Below are 18,938 nucleotides of genomic sequence, written 5' to 3' on the forward strand. Positions count from 1 at the left end.
CGGGGGAGGCGGGCGGGAGGTTGCGATCCCGCGGCCGAGGAGGAGTGCGTCCCATGCGAACGCGGGCCGATGAGGCCGCCGCTCGGCGGCGCGCGCCGCGTCCGGTGCGACCAGCGGCGCCACCCGTGTGCCGACCCTGCGTGCGGGCCCGCGCCGCAGGCGCGTGACAATGGGATGTCGTGGCCCCCGCCGGCGCTTTGCGGCGTTCCGGTGAACGGTCTTCCACCCGACCGTAGTGCCGAATTGGTCCCTATGGGCGTTCGTTTATCGGGCACCTTTGTTCACTGGCCGGTACGGCATTAGCGTGTCAGCCGTGTCAAGCGCTGTTGAGCTTCGCGCGCCCGGTCCGCGCGGCATCCCGCCCCTGTTCGCCCGACTGGTCGATGACGCAGCACTGTTCCCGCCGGGCAGCGCACCGGTGCCCCAGGCGGTCGCCGACCACCTCGCGGCGCGGAGCGGTCCGTACGCCGGCGTGATGGGCCCGATGCTGTGCCAGGCGTCCCGGCTGGCCGAACTGATCACCGAGCTGGCCAAGGCCAAGCCCGCCGAGCCGGTGGCGTTGTCGCTGGTCTGCGACACCGGTCTCGGCGGGGTGCCCAAGGCGCTGTCGATCATCGAGGGCAGGCAGGAGCTGCTCGCGCTGCGGATGGTGGAGATGCCCGCGCCGTCCGACGTCGACGACGTCTGGCTGGAGCGGGTCTCGGAGTTCGTGCCCGAGGACATCGTCCGTGTGGTCGAGCCCCGCCGCGGCGCCAACGGCTGGCTCGACGGCATCAAGCGGGTCGCCGAGCACGGCTGCTGGCCGAAGCTGCGCTGCGGCGGCCAGACCGCGGAGTCGTTCCCGACGGTCGAGGTCGTCTCCGACTTCCTCGCGGTGGCCAGCACGCTCGGCGTGCCGTTCAAGGTCACCTCGGGAGTGCACAGCGCGGTCCGCCGGACCGACCCGGAAACCGGCTTCAACCACCACGGCTTCCTCAACCTGCTGGTCGCCACCGCGCGCTCGCTGTCGGGCAAGAACGTGCGCGACGCGCTGGCCAGCACCGACGACGCCGCGCTCGCCGACGAGGCGCGCTCGCTGTCCGACGACGCGGCCAGGGCGGTGCGCGACGTCTTCGCCTCCTACGGCTCGGCCTCGCTGACCGATCCGGTCACCGACCTCGAAGGATTGGAACTGCTGTGAGCTGGATCGAGGATCCCGAGTTCGCGCTCGACAAGCCCTTCGGGCCCCAGACGCTGCCTTATGGGGTGCTGGTGACCTCCGCGGGCCCGGTCGTGTCGGTGCGGGTCGGCAGGCACGCGCTTCCGCTGCGGCGGATCGCGGGCTCGCTCGGCCCCCGGCTGCCGGAGCTGGTCGACCGCGACTCGCTGGATCCTCTGCTCGCCGCGGGCCGGGAGAGCTGGAGCGAGCTGCGCGAGCGGCTGACCGAGATCGTCACCGCCGAGAGCGCTCCGCCCGGCGCGGAGCTGCTGCGAACCGACTGGCACACGCTCGTGCTGCCGTTCCGGGTCGCCGACTACGTCGACTTCTACTCCTCCCGGCACCACGCCGAGAACGTCGGGCACATCTTCCGGCGGGGCTCGGCGCCGCTGCTGGAGAACTGGACGCATCTGCCGGTCGCCTACCACGGCCGCGCCGGGACGGTGTACGTCTCGGGGACCGACGTGCACCGCCCCTGCGGTCAGCGCAAGGCCCCGGGCGACCTGCAGCCCGCGTTCGGCCCGACGCGGCGGCTGGACTTCGAGGCCGAGGTGGGTTTCGTCTGCGGCGGTGAACCGTCCGGCCGGGTGGCGACCTCCGACATCGAGGAGCACGTGTTCGGCGTCGGGCTGGTCAACGACTGGTCGGCGCGCGACATCCAGGCGTGGGAATACCAGCCGCTGGGGCCGTTCCTGTCGAAGTCCTTCGCCACCTCGCTGGCGGGCTGGATCACGCCGCTGGAGGCGTTCGCGCACGCCCGCGTGCCCACGCCGGTGCCCGAGCACGGGCTGCAGCCCTACCTGGTGGAGTCCGAGCCGTGGGGGCTGGACCTGGGCCTGGAGATCCGGTGCAACGACACCGTGCTCTCCCGGCCGAGGTTCGCCGACATGGCGTGGTCGCCGGCGCAGCAGCTCGCGCACATGACCGTCAACGGCGCGCCCGTGCGGCCGGGCGATTTGTTCGCGTCGGGCACCGTCTCCGGGCCTGAGCGAGGGCAGCGCGGCTGCCTTCTGGAGCTGACCTGGGGCGGGGCCGAGCCGGTCAGCCTCGAAGACGGCGAGCAGCGGACCTTCCTGCAGGACGGCGACCGGGTGACACTCGGTGGAACGGCCCCCGGCCCGGACGGCTCGGTGGTCGGACTCGGCGAGGTGACCGGAACCGTCCTCGCCGCGGCCCGGAGGTGAGTCGATGGCCTTCACACCAGAGCCGACCCGTTCGCCGGTGACCCGCGCGCCCGGAGACGCCCCGGCCAAGGAGAGCTCGCTGACGCTGGAGCGCGGGCTCAACCTGCTCCAGGCGGTCGCCGACGCGGAGAGCGAGGCGCCCACCATCAGCGACCTGGCCGCGGCCATCGGCGTCAGCCGCGCCGCGGTGTACCGGCTGCTCGGACCGCTGCAGAACCGCGGTCTGGTGCGCAGGGAGGGTTCGAAGGTGCGGCTCGGGCTCGGGGTGCTGTGGCTGGCCGGGCGGGTGCTTCCGCAGCTGCGCGTCGCGTCGCTGCCCGCGCTGCGCGGACTGGCCGAGCAGGTCGGCGCGACGGTGCACCTGACGGTCGCCGACGGCAGCGAGGCGCAGGCGGTCGCGGTGGTCGAGCCGTCGTGGACGAACTACCACGTGTCCTACCGGGTCGGCACCAGGCATCCGGTGCACCGGGGAGCGGCCGGCCGCGCGGTGGACCTGCCCGCGGGCGGCCCGCGCTGGGTCAGCAGCACCGGCGAGCTCCAGTCCGGTGCCTTCGGCGTGGCCGCGCCGGTGCGCGGCGTGCCGGGTCTGCGGGCGAGCGTGGGCATCGTGGCGCTCGTGCCGGTGTCACCGGAGGAGATCGGCCCGATGGTGCTGGAGACCGCCGAGGCCGTGGCCGCGGCGCTGCGGTGAGGGACCGCCGCGGAGCGCGAGACGTGGTCCGCGGCGGTCGGCTCGTCCTACTCGCCCACCAGCTCGTGCATGGCGGCGGCGTCGCAGGTCTCCAGGGCCGCGTAGTACCTGACCACCCAGTCGCGGTCGCGAACGGGGACGCTGGCGATGAGGCCTTCGGTGCCCGGGATGCCTTCGAGCAGCCAACGGGCAGCGGCGGCCGAGCCTTCGGAGAACGGCCGTCCCGGACAGCGGTAGTTGTCACTGGCCAGCCATTGGGCCAGCGCCCGCCGCTCGTCCGCGGGGTCGGCGAGGGCTCCTGTCGGCGTCGGTTCGTGCAACGTCGTGCCCTCCGCGCCGCCGTAGGTGATCTGCGTCGGTGAGCCGGGAACACCCCGGATCTTGTCGAGCATCGGTCGTGCGAGGCCCGCCAGTTCCGGGTAGAGGTGTTCCTGGTGCCGAGGCCCGCAAACGGTGGCGCCGTTGGTGACGCACACCTTTTCCTCGGCCACCGCCTCGGTGGTCCAGTGCACGGGCAGCGCCATGAGCGACGTCGCCGCCGCCACCGCGAGCGCGGCGGGCACCAGCGCCAGGATCCTGCGCCGCAGCGAGGCGACCGCCAGGAACGTCAGCGCCAGCCCGGAGAACCACGCGGTGTGCAGCGCGTTGGTCGATGCCGCATAGCCGACGTCGCCCAGGAACGACTTCCCCGGAACGGGCGCCAGCCACTTGAACCCGCCTGACGCCATGGACTGCGACCACAGCATCGCGAGTCCGGCCGCGATGCCGGTGATCGGCGCCATCAACCGCCACGACGCGAAGTGGCCGACAGCCATCCCGAACGCGGCCGACGCCCCGAGCGCGGGCGCGCAGACCAGCAGGGTCCAGATCCAGCCGATGCCGGCGTAAGTGGCGATCGGCAGCACCAGGGCGCCGCCGGTGAGCCAACCTCCCAGCAGCCCCAGGGAGGCGCCCGCGGTCAACGCCAGCCACGAGGCGGCGAACGGCTGCCAGCGCGGGCGGGGCGCCGTCGCCAGCAGGTCCGCGGTCTGCCGCCGGCGCTGCCTGCCCGCCGCCCAGGTGCCGGCCATCGCGACCAGAGGGCACGAGAGCAGGAGGGACTCGCGGACGCCCATCGCCAGGCCGTTCCAGTTGCCCGCCCAGTCCGGGTTGACCAACAGCACACCCGCGGTGGCGGCCAGGACGACCAGCGCGAGCGGGCCGCCGGGGCCCCGGACGAGCTCCGCGCGGATGATCCGGCCGGTCATGCGGCCTCTTCCCGGGCCGAGGACAGCACTGCCCGGTACCCGGCTTCGAGATCGCCGCCCGCGGCGAGTTCGGCCGGGGTGCCTTCGAAGACCGGCCGACCCGCGTCGAGCACCCACATCCGGTCGCACGCCTTCGCCACGTCCTCCACGAGGTGGCTGCTCACGATCACGCACGACTGCTGACCGAGCTCGGCCAGCAGTTGCCGGAACTCCATCCGCTGCTCGGGGTCGAGACCGGTGGTCGGCTCGTCGAGCAGCAGCACGGGCGGTTCGCCGACGATGGCCTGCGCGATGCCGACGCGGCGCCGCATGCCGCCGGAGAGCCGCCGGATCTTCTCGTCGGCGCGGTCGGCGAGTCCGACGCGCTCCAGCGCTCGCTGCACGGCGTCGGGCAGTCCGGCGGCGGGAACCTCCTTCAGCCACGCGAAGTGCTCGACGAACTCGCGTGCGGTGAACCTCGGGTAATAGCCGAGTTCCTGGGGCAGGTAGCCGAGCCGGCGCCGGATCTCACGCGGGTCGGAAGCGGCGTCGAGCCGGCGCCCCAGGACCTCGGCCGAGCCGCTGGTGGGCGTGATCAGCGTGGCCAGGACGCGGACCAGCGTCGACTTGCCCGCGCCGTTGGGGCCGAGCAGTCCGTTGACGCCGACGTCGAAGCGGGCGGTGACACCGGCGAGCGCGTGGCGCGCTCGGTACTTGACGGTCAAGTTCTCGAGTTGGATCAAGGCTTTCAACTCCTGGAGTCGTGGAACGTGGTGCGGTGCAGGAAGAGCACGAACGCCGACACCGCGATGAGCGCCGACCAGAGCAGCGGCAGCGGCCGGTCGAGCACGACCGGAACCCGGTCGGCCAGCAGCGGTCCGCCCGCGACCACCAGCCAGCCCACGGCGATCGCCGCGGCGGCCGCTTCGATCCGCAGCAGCGAGCCGAGCGCCAGCGTCACCGCGGTGAGGGCCAGGCACGGCAGCAGCCACGCGGTGGCCGTCACCCGGCCGGTGACGGCACCGACCAGGACGGTGGCCGGAACCGTGGTCAGCAGGACCGAGAGCGTTCGCCACAGGACGAGCTGCATGCCGCCGGACGCGGTGCTCGCGGTGACCTCGTAGGCGGGGTCGCCGAGCCTGCCGAAGCACAGTGCGACACCGAGCACGGGCAGGACGGGCGCCACGAGCAGCAGGGCCGAACCGTGCTCGGACCACCACGGGCCGACCCCGCCGCCCGGACCACCGAGCAGGTCGGCCGCGACCGCGCCCGCCAACGTGGCGAGCACGGTGAACAGCCACGTGCCCCGCACCGCGGGCGCGGAGTTGAGCAGGACCCGCAGCCGGCGCCAGCGGGTCGGGCGGGGCGGCTGCGGGGGAAGCGCGGTCAGGCCGGCGCGCACCTGTCGCACCAGCGGATCGTCGAGAGCGGACTCGTTGGCCAGCCGCCGGCAGCTCGGGCAGTCGAGCAGGTGCTCCTCGATCGCGTCGGCGTCGGTGAGCGCGCCCTCGGCGTAGGCACGCAGGGTCGACGCGGGGAAGTGCTGGTGCGTCATGCGAGTGCCTCCCTGAGGATGTGGCGGGCTTTGCGGGCGCGGGTCTTGACCGTGCCTTCCGGGATGCCGAGCAGCGTCGCGGTCTCCCGGACCGTCATGCCGTCGAGGACGGTCGCCTTCAGGACGGCGTGCAGTTCGGGAGGCAGCCGGTGGACCGCGTCGGCCAGCTCCGGGCTGAGCGTCGAACTCATGTACTCCGCTTCGGCCGACGCCGTGGTGACCGCCGCCTCGTGGGGTTCACCGGTGGTCCGGACCCGCGCCTGGCGGCGGCGGTGCGCGTCGACCAACCTGCTGGACGCGACGGTCCACAGCCACGCCGCGGCGTTCTTGCGGGGGTCGAAGCCGCCCGCCGAGCGCCACACGGTCAGGAAGCACTCCTGGAGCACCTCCGCTGCCAGCTCCGGGTCGTCGCAGCGGCGGCGCAACCGCGCCGCGATCCAGCCCGCGTTGCGCTGGTAGAGCTGGTCGAAGGCGGAGCGGTTGCCGCGCGCCACTTTCCGGAGCAACCGCTCGTCGCTCAGTTCTCGATCGCGCACGACACTCCTGACGCACGGGAGCCCGAAACGGTTTTCCGGATCGCCTACCCGCTGTCGAGGACGGTGACCGGGCCGGTGCGCGCGAGGGCCAGGCGGATGTCGGCGAGCAGGGTGCGCATGAGTGTTCCCATCGAGCGGTCCGGCGCCTCTCGCCGGGATCTGCCAGGGAATACGCACACCGCGCCGCGGCGGTTTCCGCCCGGGTGCCGCGACGGACTTCCCGCCGGGACCTTCCGCCGCGCGCGGTTGCTTGGTACAACATCCGGGGCCGATGCGCGCCGCTCCCGCGTGCGCAGGACTTTGGTCCCGGTGTCTCCGGGACTCCCGGCTCGGGTGGCAGGACCCCTGACCCTGCGAATCCACGGGCGCGAACCGGCAGTGTGTATGGCGTGGACCTGCTCGACATCGCACGCTGGCAGTTCGGCATCACGACCGTCTACCACTTCCTGATGGTGCCGCTGACCATCGGGCTTTCCATCCTGGTCGCCGGGATGCAGACGGCGTGGTACCGCACCGGCGACCGCCGGTACCTCAAGATGACCAAGTTCTGGGGCAAGTTGATGCTGATCAACTTCGCGATGGGCGTGGTCACCGGCATCGTCCAGGAGTTCCAGTTCGGCATGTCCTGGAGCGCCTACTCGCGGTTCGTCGGCGACGTCTTCGGCGCGCCGCTGGCGATGGAGGGCATCGTCGCCTTCTTCGTCGAGTCCACCTTCCTGGGGCTGTGGATCTTCGGCTGGGACCGGCTGTCCAAGGGCGTGCACCTGGCGTGCGCGTGGGCGTTCTCGCTGGCCACAGTCGCCTCGGCGTACTTCATCCTGGCCGCGAACTCGTGGATGCAGCACCCGGTCGGAATCGTGTTCACCGACGGCAGGCCGCGGCTGGACTCGATCTGGGCGGTGCTGGGCAACAACACCGTGCTGGCGGCGTTCCCGCACACCGTGTTCGGCTGCTTCGCGGTCGCAGGCGCCTTCCTGGTCGGCATCTCGGCGTGGCAGATCTGGAAGCACCACCGCGACACCGTCGGCAAGAACCCCGACCTGGCCGGCCGCACGGACGAGCAGAACGAGGACCGCAAGGTCTGGCACGGCTCGCTGCGGCTCGGCGCGTGGGTCGGCGTCATCGCCTTCGCCGGGCTGGCGATCTCCGGCGACCTGCAGGCCAAGCTGATGTTCGAGCAGCAGCCGATGAAGATGGCCTCGGCCGAGGCGCTGTGCCACACCGAGCAGCCCGCCGGCTTCTCGATCTTCGCGGTCGGCGACGTCGGCCGGTCCAACTGCGAGGACGTCAAGAGCCTCACGGTGCCCTACCTGCTGTCGTACCTGGCCAACGGCGACATCCACAGCGAGGTCAAGGGCGTGCAGCAGCTCATCGGCGAGTACCAGGCCGCCTACGGCTCGCACTACCCGGACGACCCGCGGCTCGGCCCCTACGCGGGCAAGCCCATCGACTACGTGCCGAACCTGCCGGTCACCTACTGGGGATTCCGGTTCATGATCGGCTTCGGAGCGGTCGCCGCGGCGGGCGCGGTCGTGGTGCTGTGGCTGACCCGCAAGGGCCGCTACCCGAAGTGGCGCTGGTGGACGCCGCTGGCGGTGCTCAGCATCGCCACCCCGTACCTCGGCAACAGCTTCGGCTGGATCTTCACCGAGATGGGCAGGCAGCCCTTCGTGGTGGCGCCCAACCCGAATCCGTCCGGTGTGGACGGCGTGTTCATGTACACCGCGACGGCGGTGTCCTCTGGCGTGACACCGGGCGAGATGCTGACCTCGCTGATCGGCCTGACCTCGATCTACGGCGTGCTCGCGGTCATCGAGGTCTTCCTGATCGTGCGCTACGTGCGCGGTGGCATCGCGGGTGTGCTGCCACCAGAACCGCCGGAAGGGAAGAAGGAGTCCGATGAAGCCCTGTCGTTCGCGTACTGAGGGGAGCGACTGATGGATCTGCCCACCTTCTGGTTCTGCGTGATCGCTCTGCTGTGGCTGGGCTACCTGTTCCTGGAGGGCTTCGACTTCGGCGTCGGCATGCTGCTGCCGTTCCTCGGCCGCGAGGAGGCCGAGCGACGGGTCATGATCAACACCATCGGCCCGGTGTGGGACGGCAACGAGGTGTGGCTGATCGTCGCGGCGGGTGCGACGTTCGCGGCCTTCCCCGGCTGGTACGCCTCGCTGCTGAGCACCGCCTACCTGCCGTTCCTGGTGCTGCTGCTGGCGCTGATCGGGCGCGGGGTGGCCTTCGAGTACCGCGGCAAGGTGGACAGCGACCGCTGGCGGCGCGGCTGGGACACCGTGATCGTGCTGGCGTCGTGGATCTCGCCGCTGGTCGTCGGACTGGTGCTCTCGGCCAACGTCTTCGGCCTGCCGCTGGACGCCAACGGCGACCGGGTGGGCAGCCTGCTCGGGATCTTCTCGCTGCCGAGCGTGGTCGGCGCGCTGGCGGTGTGCGGGTTCGCGCTCGTGCACGGCGCGTTCTTCGTGACGCTGAAGACCGAGGGCGAACTGCGGGTGCGGGCGCGCAAGTTCGCGCTGCGGCTCGGCGTCCCACTGCTGCTGCCGGTCACCGCGCTGGTGCTGATCGCGCAGTTCACCCAGGGCACCGCGTGGACGTGGGTGCCGCTGGTCCTCGCGGTGCTGGCCGCGGTGGCCGGCTTCCTGCGCCTGCGCGGCTGGCGCGACGGGCAGGCGTTCGCGTTGCAGGGCGTCGCGCTGGCCGCCGTCGTCGTCGGCCTGTTCGGCACGTTGTGGCCGAACGTGCTGCCGTCCAACCTGGACCCGGCGTGGTCGCTGTCGGTCGCCGGAACCGCGTCGAGCCCCTACACGCTGACGGTCATCACGTGGGTCGCGGCGTTCGGCACCCCGGCGGTGCTGGTCTACCAGGGCTGGACTTACTGGGTGTTCCGCAAGCGGATCGGCACCAAGCACATCCCGAAGGTGCACGCGCCCTCATGAGCCCGCTCGGAGCGCTGCCGAAGCTGTCCCGGTCCGCGCGCCGCGCGCTGGTCGTGGCGGGCGCGCTCGCGCTGGGCAACGCGGTCGCGCTGATCGTGCAGGCGTGGGCGCTGGCGACCGCGCTGGCGGCGGTGGTGACCACCGGGACCACCGCGATCGGCGACGAGCTGGTGGTGCTCGCCGGTGCGGTCGTCGCGCGGGCCGCGTTCGGCTGGGCGACCGAGGCGGTCTCGGCGCGGGCGGCGGCCGGGGCGAAGGAGGAGCTGCGGGCGGTCCTGCTCGACTCCGCGCTGCGGCGCGGACCGGAGTGGATCCGGCGGCGCGGCGCCGCCGAGCTGACCGCGCTGGCGACCAAGGGCCTGGACGCGCTGGACGCCTACTTCACCAAGTACCTGCCTGCGCTGGTCACGGCCGGTGTGGTCCCGCTGCTGGTGGGCGCGTGGATTCTGTTCTCCGACTGGGTCTCGGCGCTGGCGATCGTGATCACGGTGCCGCTGATCCCGCTGTTCGCGTGGCTGGTCGGCCGCTACACCGAGCGCCGCACCGCCCGCGCGGCCGACGCGGTGCAGCGACTTTCCGGCCAGCTGCTCGAGCTGATCCGCGCGCTCCCGGTGCTCACCGCGTTCGGGCGGGCGCGGGCGCAGGGAGAGGTCGTGCGCAGGGTCGGTGAAACCCACCGCCGCACCACCGGGGCCACGCTGCGCATCGCGTTTCTGTCCGCGCTGGTGCTGGAGCTGTTCTCGTCGCTGTCGGTCGCGCTGGTCGCGGTGGGCATCGGCCTGCGGCTGGTCTCGGGCGATCTCGACCTGGCGACCGGGCTGCTGGTGCTCGTGCTGGCGCCGGAGTGCTACCTGCCGCTGCGCGCCGCGGGCGCGGCGCACCACGCCAGCGAAGACGGCGTCGAGGCGGTCCGGCGGGTCGAGGAGGTCGTGGAGGGCAGCGGTGACACCCGTCCGGCTCGCTCGCCGATCCCGGACGAGTTCACCGTGCGGGTGTCGGGCCTGCGCGTCGCGCGGCGCGACGGGTACGCGCCGGACGGACTTGGATTCACGGCCAGGCCGGGTGAGGTCCTGCGGCTGGAGGGTTTCGACGGCATCGGCCCGAGCGGCAGCGGCAAGTCGACCACCTTCGCCGCACTGCTCGGCTTCGCCTCCCCGGAGAGCGGCAGCATCACGTGCGGTGGCGCCGACATCGCCGATCTGGACCCGCGGCAGTGGCGGCGGCTGCTCGCCTGGGTGCCGCAGCGGCCGGTGTTCACCGGCGGCACGGTCCTCGACGAGCTCGCCCTGGCCGTGGCGGATGCCGATGTCACCGCCGACCGCGCGCTCGCCGGAACCGTGCTCGCCGAGGTCGCCGGTGCGCACCTGGTCGACCGCCGGATCGACGAGCTCTCCACCGGCGAGCGGCAGCGGGTCGCCGTGGCACGCGCGCTGCTGCGGCTGCGCGGCGGCGCGCGGGTGCTGCTCCTCGACGAACCGACAGCGCATCTGGACGCCGCGACGGCCCACCGGGTCGACGCCGCCGTCCGCGCGGCGGCCGACCGCGGCACCACCGTCATCCTCGCCAGCCACCGCCCCCGGGCCGACGCCGAAGAGGCGGCCTCCGCCGAGGTCTCCCGGCAGCACGCGGCGATCGACCTGCCGGAGGCACGCGGCCGGGTCCGCGAGCTGCTCACCCCGCAGACGCTGACCGGCGTGGCGCTGGGGGGTCTGTCGCTGCTGTCCGGGCTCGCGCTGGCCGCGACCTCGGCGTGGCTGATCGCCCGCGCCTCCCAGCAGCCGCCGGTCCTCATGCTCTCGGTCGCCGTGGTCGGCGTGCGCACCTTCGCGCTCTCCCGTGCCGCGCTGCGCTACCTCGAGCGGCTCGTCACCCACGACGCCGCCTTCCGCCTCTCCGGCCGGCTCCGCCGCAGGCTCTGGGACGCGCTGGTGCGCATCGGGCCGGTCCGCAGCGCCGGACTCCGGCGCGGCGACGGCGTCGCGCGGCTGGTGGACGACGTCGACGCCGTCCGCGACCTGGTGCCGCGCGTGCTCGTACCGCCGCTGATCGCGCTCGTCGTCGTCATCGGCGCGGTCGCGATCCAGACCGCCGTGCTCCCCGCCGCCGGGGCGCTGCTCGCGGGCTGCCTGCTCGCGGCGGGCATCGCCGGGCCCGTCGCCGCGGTGCTGGCCGACCGCCGGGCGACCACCGCCGCGGCGCGGGGCCGCCGCCGGGTCGCGGCGCAGGCGCTCGAACTGCTCGACGGCTCGGCGGAACTGCTGGCCTTCGGCGCGGACCGGCAGCGCCGCGCCCGGCTCGCCGACGAGGACGCGCGGGTGCTCGGCGGCGCGTGGCTCGGGGCGCAGGCGGTGGCCGGAGGCCGCCTGGCGCCCGAGCTGGCGCCGCTGCTGGCGCTGGTGCCGCTCGCGGCGGCGGAAGCCGTCGCGCTGCTGGCGCCCGCGGCGCAGCAGTGGCGCTCGCTGCGCGAAGCGCAGGCGCGCGTCGCGCCGCTGCTGGCGGCGGAGGATTCCACCGGAGGGGTCGCCCCGGTGGCGGGCGAGGACATCGAGCTCACCGGTGTCGGCGTGCGCTGGCCGGGTTCGGAGGAGCCCGCGCTGCGCGACGTGGAGCTCCGGGTTCCCGCCGGGACGCACGTCGCCGTCGTCGGTCCGTCCGGCGGCGGGAAGTCGACGTTGCTGGCGCTGCTGCTCGGATTCCTGCGCGCCGAGCGCGGTGAGGTGCGCGTCCCGGCGGCCGTCTCGTGGTGCCCGCAGGACGCGCAACTGGTGTCGACGACCATCCGGGAGAACCTGCGGATCGCGGCGCCCCGCGCGACCGACGACGAACTGGCGGAGGCGCTGCGGATCGCCGGGTTGCCGGGCTGGGGACTCGACCACCTGGTGGAGTCCGGCGGCGCCGCGCTCTCCGGCGGCGAGGCCCAGCGCGTCGCGCTCGCGCGGGCGCTGCTCGCCCGCGACGCGGAGCTGGTGCTCCTCGACGAGCCGACCGCGCACCTGGACGTGCCGACGTCCGAGGCGCTGCTGGAGCGGCTGCACGAAGCTTTCCGCGGGCGGACCGTGGTGCACGTGACGCACCGCTGGGCGGAGACCGACCACGCCGACATCGTGCTGCGGGTCGAAGGCGGCGAGGTCACCGTGCTCCGCGACGCGCCCGCCCGGCCGGACGCCGGGAGGGCGGCGGTAGGAGCGTGAGCGCGCGTAGCGTCCGAGCGCGGGCGGTGTCGCCGGAGCGCGCCACCGCGGCGCGCGGCAGTGGCGCCGGGGTGCGCCGTGCCGCCGAGGCCGCCGGCGGACGCCGTCGTCTCGCCTCGCGTGCCGCCCGTGCCCGGTGCTGCCGACTCCTCGCCTCGGTCCGGAACCGCCGTGCCGGCCGTGCCGGACGCCGCGGCACGGCAGGGACCAGGCGCGATGCCGCCTGTGCGGCGTGCCGCCTCACGTCCGGCGCGATGCGCCGCTTCGCGCCCCAGGCCCGGCACGGTGCCGCCGCCCGTGCGGCGTGCCGCCCCCTCCGGGGCTGTGCGCCGCCTCGCCGCCGATGTACGGCACGACTCCGCCGCCTCCCCGCCGGAGCCGCCCCTGTGACCTTCACCCGATCCCGCTGTCGAATCGATCCAGGCCCTACCAGGAGATATAGCCTCGTGGATGTCATGGACTCGACCCTTGCCAGGCAGATGCTCGCGGCGTCGACGGAGATCACCACGGTCGCGTTGTCTGCCGAGGACCCGGAGACCGTCCTGCCGATGGTCGTCCGCAAGGCCGCCGCGCTCGCCGAAGCGGACCTGTGCCTGGTCATGGTCCGCGGCGACGACGGCAGGCTCACCGTCGAGGCCGCCTACGGCGGTCCGTCCTCGACCGTGCCGCTGGGCGACCCGGTCGGCGCGGTGCTGTCCACCCGCTCGGCGGCCGCCCGCGTCGCCCGCAGCGGCGTGGCCGTCGTCGTCGACGACGTCATCGACGACCCCATCACCGCGCCGTACGTGCCCGCCGCGCTGCGGGTCTACGGCCCGTTCGCGGCGGCCCCGTTCGGCACCCGCGAGCGGCGCCTCGGCGCGCTGGCGGTCTACCGCAGGCGCGGCGCCAGCACGTTCACCAGGGTCGCGGTCGACGTGCTGACCGCGTTCGCCGCGCAGGCGGGCATGGCGCTGGTGCTGGCCGAGGGCTCGACCGCGCGCCAGCGCATCGCCGTCTATCAGGAGCGCGAGCGCATCGCCCGGGACCTGCACGACGTGATCGTGCAGCGGCTGTACGCCGCGGGCGTGCAACTGGAGGTCCTGGAGCGGCGGCTGGACGGCAGGCTGGACACCCCCGACGCCAGGCGGCTGGCCGAGACGATGGACCAGATCGACCAGACGATCGCCGAGGTCCGGGCCACCGTGCGGACGCTGACCTCGGCCGATCCCGGCACCCCGGCGCAGGCGCCCGCCCTCGCCGAGTCGATGCGCTCGGAGGTCCGCATCGCCGGTGAGCTGCTGGGCAGGCCGCCGAAGCTGGACATCGAGGGCGACCTCTCCGACGTGCCGGTCGCGGTCGCCGACCACGCCCGCGCCGCGCTGCGCGAGGCGCTGTCGAACGTGGTCCGCCACTCCGGGGCGCGCAGCGTCCTGGTCCGCGTCCGCCGCACGCCCTACGGCCTGCTGCTCCAGGTCGTCGACGACGGCTGCGGCGTGCCCCGCGACGTCTCCAAGCGCGGGCTGCGCAACCTGGAGGAGCGAGCCACGGCGGCCGGTGGCCGCTGCGTGATCACCTCGTCCCCGGACAGCGGCACCACGGTCACCTGGGAAGTGCCGCTGGGCTGAGCGCCACTGGGGCCTTCTGCCCTGGGAAAGCGCGGCGTGAGCGCGCACGCTGGGATTGAAGAGCGGCTAGGAGCCCTCATGGTGAAGCAGAATCGGCCGGAGAAGCGGGCTCACGGGATGTCTCCCCGGGTGGTGGGCGGGCTCGTCCTCGTGGCCTTGGCGGTGGTGTTCATCCTGGAGAACCGGCACGTCGTCGACATCAGGGTCTTCGTGCCGGTGGTGTCGATGCCGCTGTGGACCGCGCTCGTGGCGGTCATGCTCGTCGGCATCGTCGTCGGCCTGCTGCTCAACCGCCCGAAGCGCTAGGACGTGTTTCAAAGGTGGCTTGTGTAGTGGGGCGCGTGGCGGAACCTTAGCCGCCTTCTCGCTCCGGGATCTCCGACTGACGTATGTCCGATACGTGGCGTCGAAGCTGTCCTCGCGAGAAGACGGCTGAGAACCCGCGGGTGGTCGGGCTGAGTCCCCCGCCGCAAGCGGCTCCGCCGCTTGTAAAACAGAACCTAGGTGTGGCTCTGCCGCCGCGCCACCCACGCGGCGGCCTGCGTGCGGCGCTCCATCCCGAGCTTGGCCAGCACCGCGGTGACGTAGTTCTTGACCGTCTTCTCCGCCAGGAACAGCCGCTCGGCGATCTGCCGGTTGGTCAGGCCCTCGCCGATCAGCTCCAGCACCTTGCGCTCGCGCTCGGTGAGCGCGTCGAGCTCGTCGGGGACCGGGCTGGTGGACTGGCGCAGGCGGTCCAGCACCCGCGCGGTGGTGACCGGGTCGAGCAGCGAACGGCCCGCGGCCACCTCCCGCACGGCGTTGACCAGGTCCTGACCGCGCACCTGCTTGAGCAGGTAGCCCGACGCGCCCGCGTTGATCGCGCCGACCAGCGCCTGCTCGTCGTCGAACGCGGTCAGCACCAGGCAGTAGGGGGCGGGGTCGAGGGCGCGCAGCCTGCGGCACAGCTCCAGGCCGTCGCCGTCGGGAAGCCGCATGTCCACGACCGCGACGTCCGGTTCGACGCTGCGGGCGCGGACCAGCGCCTCGTCGACCCCGCCCGCCTCGGCGACGATCTCGACGTCGTCCTCGGTGTCGAGCAGGTCGCGCAGGCCGCGGCGCACGACCTCGTGATCATCGACAAGCAGTACCCGCACTGGCACGGGCACCACGCTACGGAGCCGCTCGCGCGGTGTCGCGGGCAGGTGCCGAATCTCGCTCACTTCCTGCGCTTCTTGCGCCCCTTGCCCTTCCCGGTGCCGACCGCCTGCTGCGTCTGCTCGGAGACCTTGTGCGCCGTGTGGCGGGCGCGCTGCGCCGTGTGGCGGGCGCGGTAGCCGACCGACGGCTTGCCGCCGGTGTCCACGGCCGAGATCAGCAGGCCGCCGAGCAGCCCGAGGTTCTTGTAGAAGTGGACCTGCTGGCTCTGGCGCTGCTCCGGGTCGGAGATCTCCCAGAACGGGTGCCCGACCAGGGTCGTGGGCACGATGCTGCCCGCGAGCAGCAGCGAGGCCAGGCGCGGGAACTTGCCCATCGCCAGCATCGTTCCCGCGCCGATCTTCACCATCGCGTCGATGCGGACCAGCGTCTCGGGGTCGGTGGGCACCTGCTCGGGCAGCGAGTCGCGGACCTTGCCCGTGGTCTTCTCCACCAGTGGACTCGCGGCCTTGGCGTGGCTGGGCACATCGCGAAGCGCCTGCACGCCGCCGTAGATGAACGTCGTCGCCAGCAGCGGGCGGGCCAAACGGCGGATGAGCATCTGCGGGCCTCCTCAGGTACGTCCGGTGTCGCCGACGGTACTCACTGTCAGAGCGTCTCGCCTGCCTCGCGCATACTTGAGTTGACTTCGCTCAAGTTTGGTTACAGACTTGGGAACAAGAAGACGGCCAGAGCCGTTGGTAGGGATGAGAGCCGGTCGAAGGAGCCGGCAGTGAAACGCAGGAGGAGCGAGATGACTCTGGTTCGCAGGTCGAGCTGGGACCCGTTCGGCAACCTGGTCCGCCAGATGGACCGCGACTTCGACAACATCACCCGCCGGTTCTTCGGCAACCAGGGGGTCGAGGGCTTCGTCCCGGCCACCAACGTCGAGCGCGACGGTTCGGACGTTGTGGTCAAGCTGGAGCTGCCGGGCGTGGACATCGCCCAGGACGTCGAGGTCGAGGTCACCGACGGCCGGCTGTCGATCAGCGGCCACCGCCGCACCGAGAAGACCAGCGGTGAGGACGGCGCGGTGCTGCTGCGCGAGATCCGCACCGGTGCGTTCCGGCGGGAGTTCAACCTGCCGGAGGGCGTGACGGCCGAGCAGGTCGAGGCGAGCTACGACCGCGGTGTGCTCGAGGTGCGGGTGCACGAGGTCAGCAAGCCCGAGCCCGCACCCACCAAGATCCAGATCGCCGACAGGCGCCAGGGTGACGGCAAGGCCGAGCTGAGCTGACGCCGCACCGGATCGACCCGGTGCTCAGAAGTGCTGAGGGCCCGCCGCGCGCGGGCCCTCGCGCCTGTCCGGGTTTCGGTCATCCCCGGGGCTGCGACGGCGGCGTCAGCGGTGTTCGACGTGGGCGAAGACCTCGTCCCACGCCGCCGCGACCTGCCGCGCGCACAGCTCCGCCGCGGCACCGCCCACGCCGGTGCCGAGTCCCGGCATCGCTATCGAACGCACGAACTCGCGCACCGGCACGCCGTTCTCCAGCGCACCGCCCGCCCACAGCCGCAGCACGGCCCGCGCGCACAGGTAGGGGTGCACGGTGTCGGCGGGAAGACTTTCACCGGGCTCCCGCATCGTGGGAGAGCTGAACAGCCAGGGTGGCGCCGGCGCGCCGGTCGGCACCAGCAGCGCCTCGCCGACCGGGAGCTCGCCGCCGTGGTAGGCCAGCACCGCGCTGCGCACGTGCTGCTCGACGTCTGGGAAGGCCCGCGCGTAGACGGCGTCGATGCCGCCGCGCATCCACCCGTACGAGTTCGCGGGGCTGACCACCGCGTCCACCGGTATGTCGAGCACCGAGCCGCGGTGCACCTCGACACCGTCCCGGCCCTCGGCCACCTCATGCCAGGCTGCGGCCAGCGGCTCGTCCAACGCGCACAGGACAAGCCGCAGCTCCGGCTCCGCTCCGTCCGACGAGCGCTCCGACTCCGCGGTCACGCTCACAGCATCGCAGGAATGAACGCATTCGTGTCATCGGGTAGGTCACACATCCGAAGAATGATCTGGGCCACACGGCCGGTGGCGTTGCGCACAACGCGCCACCCGTAGGCTGGGCGCCGTGCCACGAATCGCCTACCTCGGACCGTCGGGAACTTTCACCGAACAGGCGACCAGAGCCCTGACCACCGACTTCGACGCCGAGCTCGTCCCGTACGACGGCGTGCGGCAGGCGCTCGCGGCGGTGCGCTCGGGCGAGGTCGTCGCCGCCGGGGTGCCGGTGGAGAACTCGGTCGAGGGATCGGTGCCCGCGACGATGGACGCGCTCGCCAGCGACGAGCCGGTGGTCGCGGTCGCCGAGACCGTGCTCCCGGTGGTGTTCGACGTGCTGGTCCGCCCGGGCACCAGGCCCGAAGACGTGTCGACGGTGGCCAGCCACCCGCACGCCATCGCGCAGGTGCGCGGCTGGCTGGAGGCGAACCTGCCCAGCGCCGAGGTGCACTTCGCGGGTTCGACCGCTGCCGCGGCCGCCGCGGTGCGCGACGGCGAGTACGACGCCGCGGTGGCCGCGCCGATCGCGGTCGAGCGCTACGCATCGCTGGAGCGCCTGTCGGCGGGCATCGCCGACGTCCGGGACGCCTTCACCCGCTTCCTGCTGGTCCGCCGCCCCAGCCCGCCGCCGGAGCCGACCGGCGCGGACCGCACGTCGGTCGCCGCGGTGATCTCCGACGAGGTCGGCACGCTGGCGCTGCTGCTGTCGGAGCTGACGCTGCGCGACATCAACCTCAGCCGCATCGAGTCCCGGCCGACCAAGGACCGCCTCGGCGAGTACCGGTTCTTCCTCGACTTCGACGGGCACGTCGCCGACTCCCGGGTCGGCGACGCGCTGGCCGCGCTGCGGCGCCGCTGCAGCGAGGTCCGCTTCCTGGGCTCCTACCCGAAGGCCGACCGCGCGCCTTCGGCCATCCGCCCGTCGGCGTCCGAGCAGGCGTTCCGGGCCTCGGCGCGGTGGCTGGACGACATCCGAGCTGGAAGGATCGCATGACCGACGAACTCGCCCTCGGCTCCGACGGCGCCCGCCTGGTTCTGGCCAGGCACGGGCAGACCCCGTCGAACGTGGTGCACGCGCTGGACACCCTGCCGCCCGGCCCCGCGCTGACCGACGAGGGCAGGCGGCAGGCCCGCGCGCTCGCCGACCGGCTCGCCGAGGAGAAGGTCGTGGCGATCCGCGCCAGCCGCGCGGTCCGCGCCCAGCAGACCGCCGCGCCGCTGGCGCGGCACCACGGCCTGGACGTCGAGGTCGTCGACGGCACGCAGGAGATCTACGTCGGCGACCTGGAGGGCACCACCGACGGCGAGTCGCGGCAGCGGTTCGAGGACATCTACCGGAGCTGGCACTTCGGCGACCTCGACGTGCCGATGCCGGGCGGCGAGACCGGCCGCGAGGCGCTCGCGCGCTTCCTCGGCGCGGCCCGGCAGGCCCTCGACGGCGCCACCGGCGGCTCGGTGGTGCTGGTCAGCCACGGGGCGATGCTACGGCTGGCCGCGGCTCACCTGGCGGCCAACGTCGACGCCGCCGGCGCCAACGCCGCCTACCTGCCCAACACCGGCGTGATCGTGCTCGAACCGGCGCCCACGGCGACCGGCTGGCACAGCGTGGAGTGGGACGGCCTCGGCATCTGAGCGG

The 18,938-nt window shown here is 73.1% G+C and carries 18 protein-coding genes; 11 read left to right on the plus strand and 7 right to left on the minus strand.

Features of this window, described 5'->3' with window-relative positions; genetic code table 11:
* Window positions 1-313: 313 nt before the first annotated feature.
* The 3 genes from HUO13_RS00675 to HUO13_RS00685 are packed head-to-tail and all read left to right on the plus strand — an operon-like array spanning window position 314 to window position 3,073.
* Window positions 314-1,180, plus strand: coding sequence for a hypothetical protein (locus HUO13_RS00675; RefSeq protein ID WP_282975631.1), 867 nt, complete (start codon window positions 314-316; stop codon window positions 1,178-1,180).
* The gene (locus tag HUO13_RS00680) at window positions 1,177-2,382 is read left to right on the plus strand and encodes a fumarylacetoacetate hydrolase family protein (protein ID WP_211899594.1); all 1,206 of its coding nucleotides are present in this window, start codon (window positions 1,177-1,179) and stop codon (window positions 2,380-2,382) included. The genes HUO13_RS00675 and HUO13_RS00680 overlap by 4 nt, the downstream gene beginning before the upstream one ends.
* A 4-nt stretch (window positions 2,383-2,386) precedes the next feature.
* Window positions 2,387-3,073, plus strand: coding sequence for an IclR family transcriptional regulator (locus HUO13_RS00685; RefSeq protein ID WP_211899595.1), 687 nt, complete (start codon window positions 2,387-2,389; stop codon window positions 3,071-3,073).
* A gap of 47 nt (window positions 3,074-3,120) precedes the next feature.
* Here the strand turns inward: HUO13_RS00685 and HUO13_RS00690 are convergent, their stop codons facing one another.
* Genes HUO13_RS00690 through HUO13_RS00705 form a run of 4 tightly spaced genes read right to left on the minus strand, consistent with a single transcriptional unit; the run spans window position 3,121 to window position 6,390 of the window.
* Entirely contained in the window at window positions 3,121-4,320 is a 1,200-nt protein-coding gene (locus HUO13_RS00690) for a hypothetical protein (protein WP_211899596.1), read from the minus strand.
* A complete protein-coding gene (locus HUO13_RS00695; RefSeq protein ID WP_249124365.1) occupies window positions 4,317-5,024 on the minus strand; it encodes an ABC transporter ATP-binding protein in 708 nt (235 codons plus the stop codon). The genes HUO13_RS00690 and HUO13_RS00695 overlap by 4 nt, the downstream gene beginning before the upstream one ends.
* 23 nt (window positions 5,025-5,047) lie before the next feature.
* Window positions 5,048-5,854 carry an anti-sigma factor family protein gene (locus tag HUO13_RS00700; protein WP_211899598.1) on the minus strand — a complete coding sequence of 269 codons (807 nt, stop codon included), beginning with the start codon at window positions 5,852-5,854 and terminating at the stop codon, window positions 5,048-5,050.
* Complete coding sequence (locus HUO13_RS00705; protein ID WP_432757812.1) at window positions 5,851-6,390, minus strand: RNA polymerase sigma factor; 540 nt, start codon at window positions 6,388-6,390, stop codon at window positions 5,851-5,853. The genes HUO13_RS00700 and HUO13_RS00705 overlap by 4 nt, the downstream gene beginning before the upstream one ends.
* Before the next feature lie 389 nt (window positions 6,391-6,779).
* Between HUO13_RS00705 and HUO13_RS00710 the strand changes: the two genes are divergently transcribed.
* From HUO13_RS00710 to HUO13_RS00730, 5 genes are all read left to right on the plus strand, one after another.
* The gene (locus HUO13_RS00710) at window positions 6,780-8,315 is read left to right on the plus strand and encodes a cytochrome ubiquinol oxidase subunit I (protein ID WP_211899599.1); all 1,536 of its coding nucleotides are present in this window, start codon (window positions 6,780-6,782) and stop codon (window positions 8,313-8,315) included.
* 12 nt (window positions 8,316-8,327) lie between these two features.
* Window positions 8,328-9,338 carry a cytochrome d ubiquinol oxidase subunit II gene (gene cydB / locus HUO13_RS00715; protein WP_211899600.1) on the plus strand — a complete coding sequence of 337 codons (1,011 nt, stop codon included), beginning with the start codon at window positions 8,328-8,330 and terminating at the stop codon, window positions 9,336-9,338.
* Window positions 9,335-12,529, plus strand: a complete 3,195-nt coding sequence (gene cydD / locus HUO13_RS00720) for a thiol reductant ABC exporter subunit CydD (protein ID WP_211899601.1) — start codon at window positions 9,335-9,337, stop codon at window positions 12,527-12,529. Before cydB ends, cydD begins: the two co-directional genes overlap by 4 nt.
* Window positions 12,530-12,984: 455 nt before the next feature.
* Window positions 12,985-14,133: a GAF domain-containing sensor histidine kinase gene (locus HUO13_RS00725; RefSeq protein WP_211899602.1), complete on the plus strand. Its 1,149-nt coding sequence runs from the start codon at window positions 12,985-12,987 to the stop codon at window positions 14,131-14,133.
* Between the two features lie 78 nt (window positions 14,134-14,211).
* The gene (locus tag HUO13_RS00730; protein ID WP_211899603.1) at window positions 14,212-14,439 is read left to right on the plus strand and encodes a LapA family protein; all 228 of its coding nucleotides are present in this window, start codon (window positions 14,212-14,214) and stop codon (window positions 14,437-14,439) included.
* A gap of 194 nt (window positions 14,440-14,633) precedes the next feature.
* Here the strand turns inward: HUO13_RS00730 and HUO13_RS00735 are convergent, their stop codons facing one another.
* Window positions 14,634-15,275 carry a response regulator gene (locus HUO13_RS00735; RefSeq protein ID WP_029621489.1) on the minus strand — a complete coding sequence of 214 codons (642 nt, stop codon included), beginning with the start codon at window positions 15,273-15,275 and terminating at the stop codon, window positions 14,634-14,636.
* 56 nt (window positions 15,276-15,331) lie between these two features.
* A complete protein-coding gene (locus tag HUO13_RS00740; RefSeq protein ID WP_211899604.1) occupies window positions 15,332-15,871 on the minus strand; it encodes a DoxX family protein in 540 nt (179 codons plus the stop codon).
* Between the two features lie 192 nt (window positions 15,872-16,063).
* On the opposite strand from HUO13_RS00740, the gene HUO13_RS00745 reads away from it, so the two are divergent.
* On the plus strand, window positions 16,064-16,546 hold the full coding sequence (locus tag HUO13_RS00745) for an Hsp20/alpha crystallin family protein (protein WP_211899605.1): 483 nt from the start codon (window positions 16,064-16,066) through the stop codon (window positions 16,544-16,546).
* Between the two features lie 105 nt (window positions 16,547-16,651).
* On the opposite strand, the gene HUO13_RS00750 is transcribed toward HUO13_RS00745, so the two are convergent.
* The gene (locus HUO13_RS00750; protein WP_432757813.1) at window positions 16,652-17,251 is read right to left on the minus strand and encodes a macro domain-containing protein; all 600 of its coding nucleotides are present in this window, start codon (window positions 17,249-17,251) and stop codon (window positions 16,652-16,654) included.
* Window positions 17,252-17,372: 121 nt separating this feature from the next.
* Between HUO13_RS00750 and pheA the strand changes: the two genes are divergently transcribed.
* Both pheA and HUO13_RS00760 read left to right on the plus strand, forming a co-directional pair.
* Complete coding sequence (pheA, locus tag HUO13_RS00755) at window positions 17,373-18,296, plus strand: prephenate dehydratase (RefSeq protein WP_211899607.1); 924 nt, start codon at window positions 17,373-17,375, stop codon at window positions 18,294-18,296.
* Window positions 18,293-18,934 carry a histidine phosphatase family protein gene (locus tag HUO13_RS00760; RefSeq protein ID WP_211899608.1) on the plus strand — a complete coding sequence of 214 codons (642 nt, stop codon included), beginning with the start codon at window positions 18,293-18,295 and terminating at the stop codon, window positions 18,932-18,934. Before pheA ends, HUO13_RS00760 begins: the two co-directional genes overlap by 4 nt.
* Window positions 18,935-18,938 lie beyond the last annotated feature (4 nt).

Source organism: Saccharopolyspora erythraea (genome assembly GCF_018141105.1).
GTDB classification, from domain to species: Bacteria; Actinomycetota; Actinomycetes; order Mycobacteriales; family Pseudonocardiaceae; genus Saccharopolyspora_D; species Saccharopolyspora_D erythraea_A.

Bases quoted from the DNA above. Each gene is read 5' to 3' on its own strand.
- HUO13_RS00725 (WP_211899602.1), top strand. From the start codon at position 12,985: ATGGACTCGACCCTTGCCAGGCAGATGCTCGCGGCGTCGACGGAGATC.
- HUO13_RS00700 (WP_211899598.1), bottom strand. From the start codon at position 5,854: ATGACGCACCAGCACTTCCCCGCGTCGACCCTGCGTGCCTACGCCGAG.
- cydD (WP_211899601.1), top strand. From the start codon at position 9,335: ATGAGCCCGCTCGGAGCGCTGCCGAAGCTGTCCCGGTCCGCGCGCCGC.
- HUO13_RS00730 (WP_211899603.1), top strand. From the start codon at position 14,212: ATGGTGAAGCAGAATCGGCCGGAGAAGCGGGCTCACGGGATGTCTCCC.
- HUO13_RS00740 (WP_211899604.1), bottom strand. From the start codon at position 15,871: ATGCTCATCCGCCGTTTGGCCCGCCCGCTGCTGGCGACGACGTTCATC.
- HUO13_RS00685 (WP_211899595.1), top strand. From the start codon at position 2,387: ATGGCCTTCACACCAGAGCCGACCCGTTCGCCGGTGACCCGCGCGCCC.
- HUO13_RS00745 (WP_211899605.1), top strand. From the start codon at position 16,064: ATGACTCTGGTTCGCAGGTCGAGCTGGGACCCGTTCGGCAACCTGGTC.
- cydB (WP_211899600.1), top strand. From the start codon at position 8,328: ATGGATCTGCCCACCTTCTGGTTCTGCGTGATCGCTCTGCTGTGGCTG.
- HUO13_RS00760 (WP_211899608.1), top strand. From the start codon at position 18,293: ATGACCGACGAACTCGCCCTCGGCTCCGACGGCGCCCGCCTGGTTCTG.
- HUO13_RS00690 (WP_211899596.1), bottom strand. From the start codon at position 4,320: ATGACCGGCCGGATCATCCGCGCGGAGCTCGTCCGGGGCCCCGGCGGC.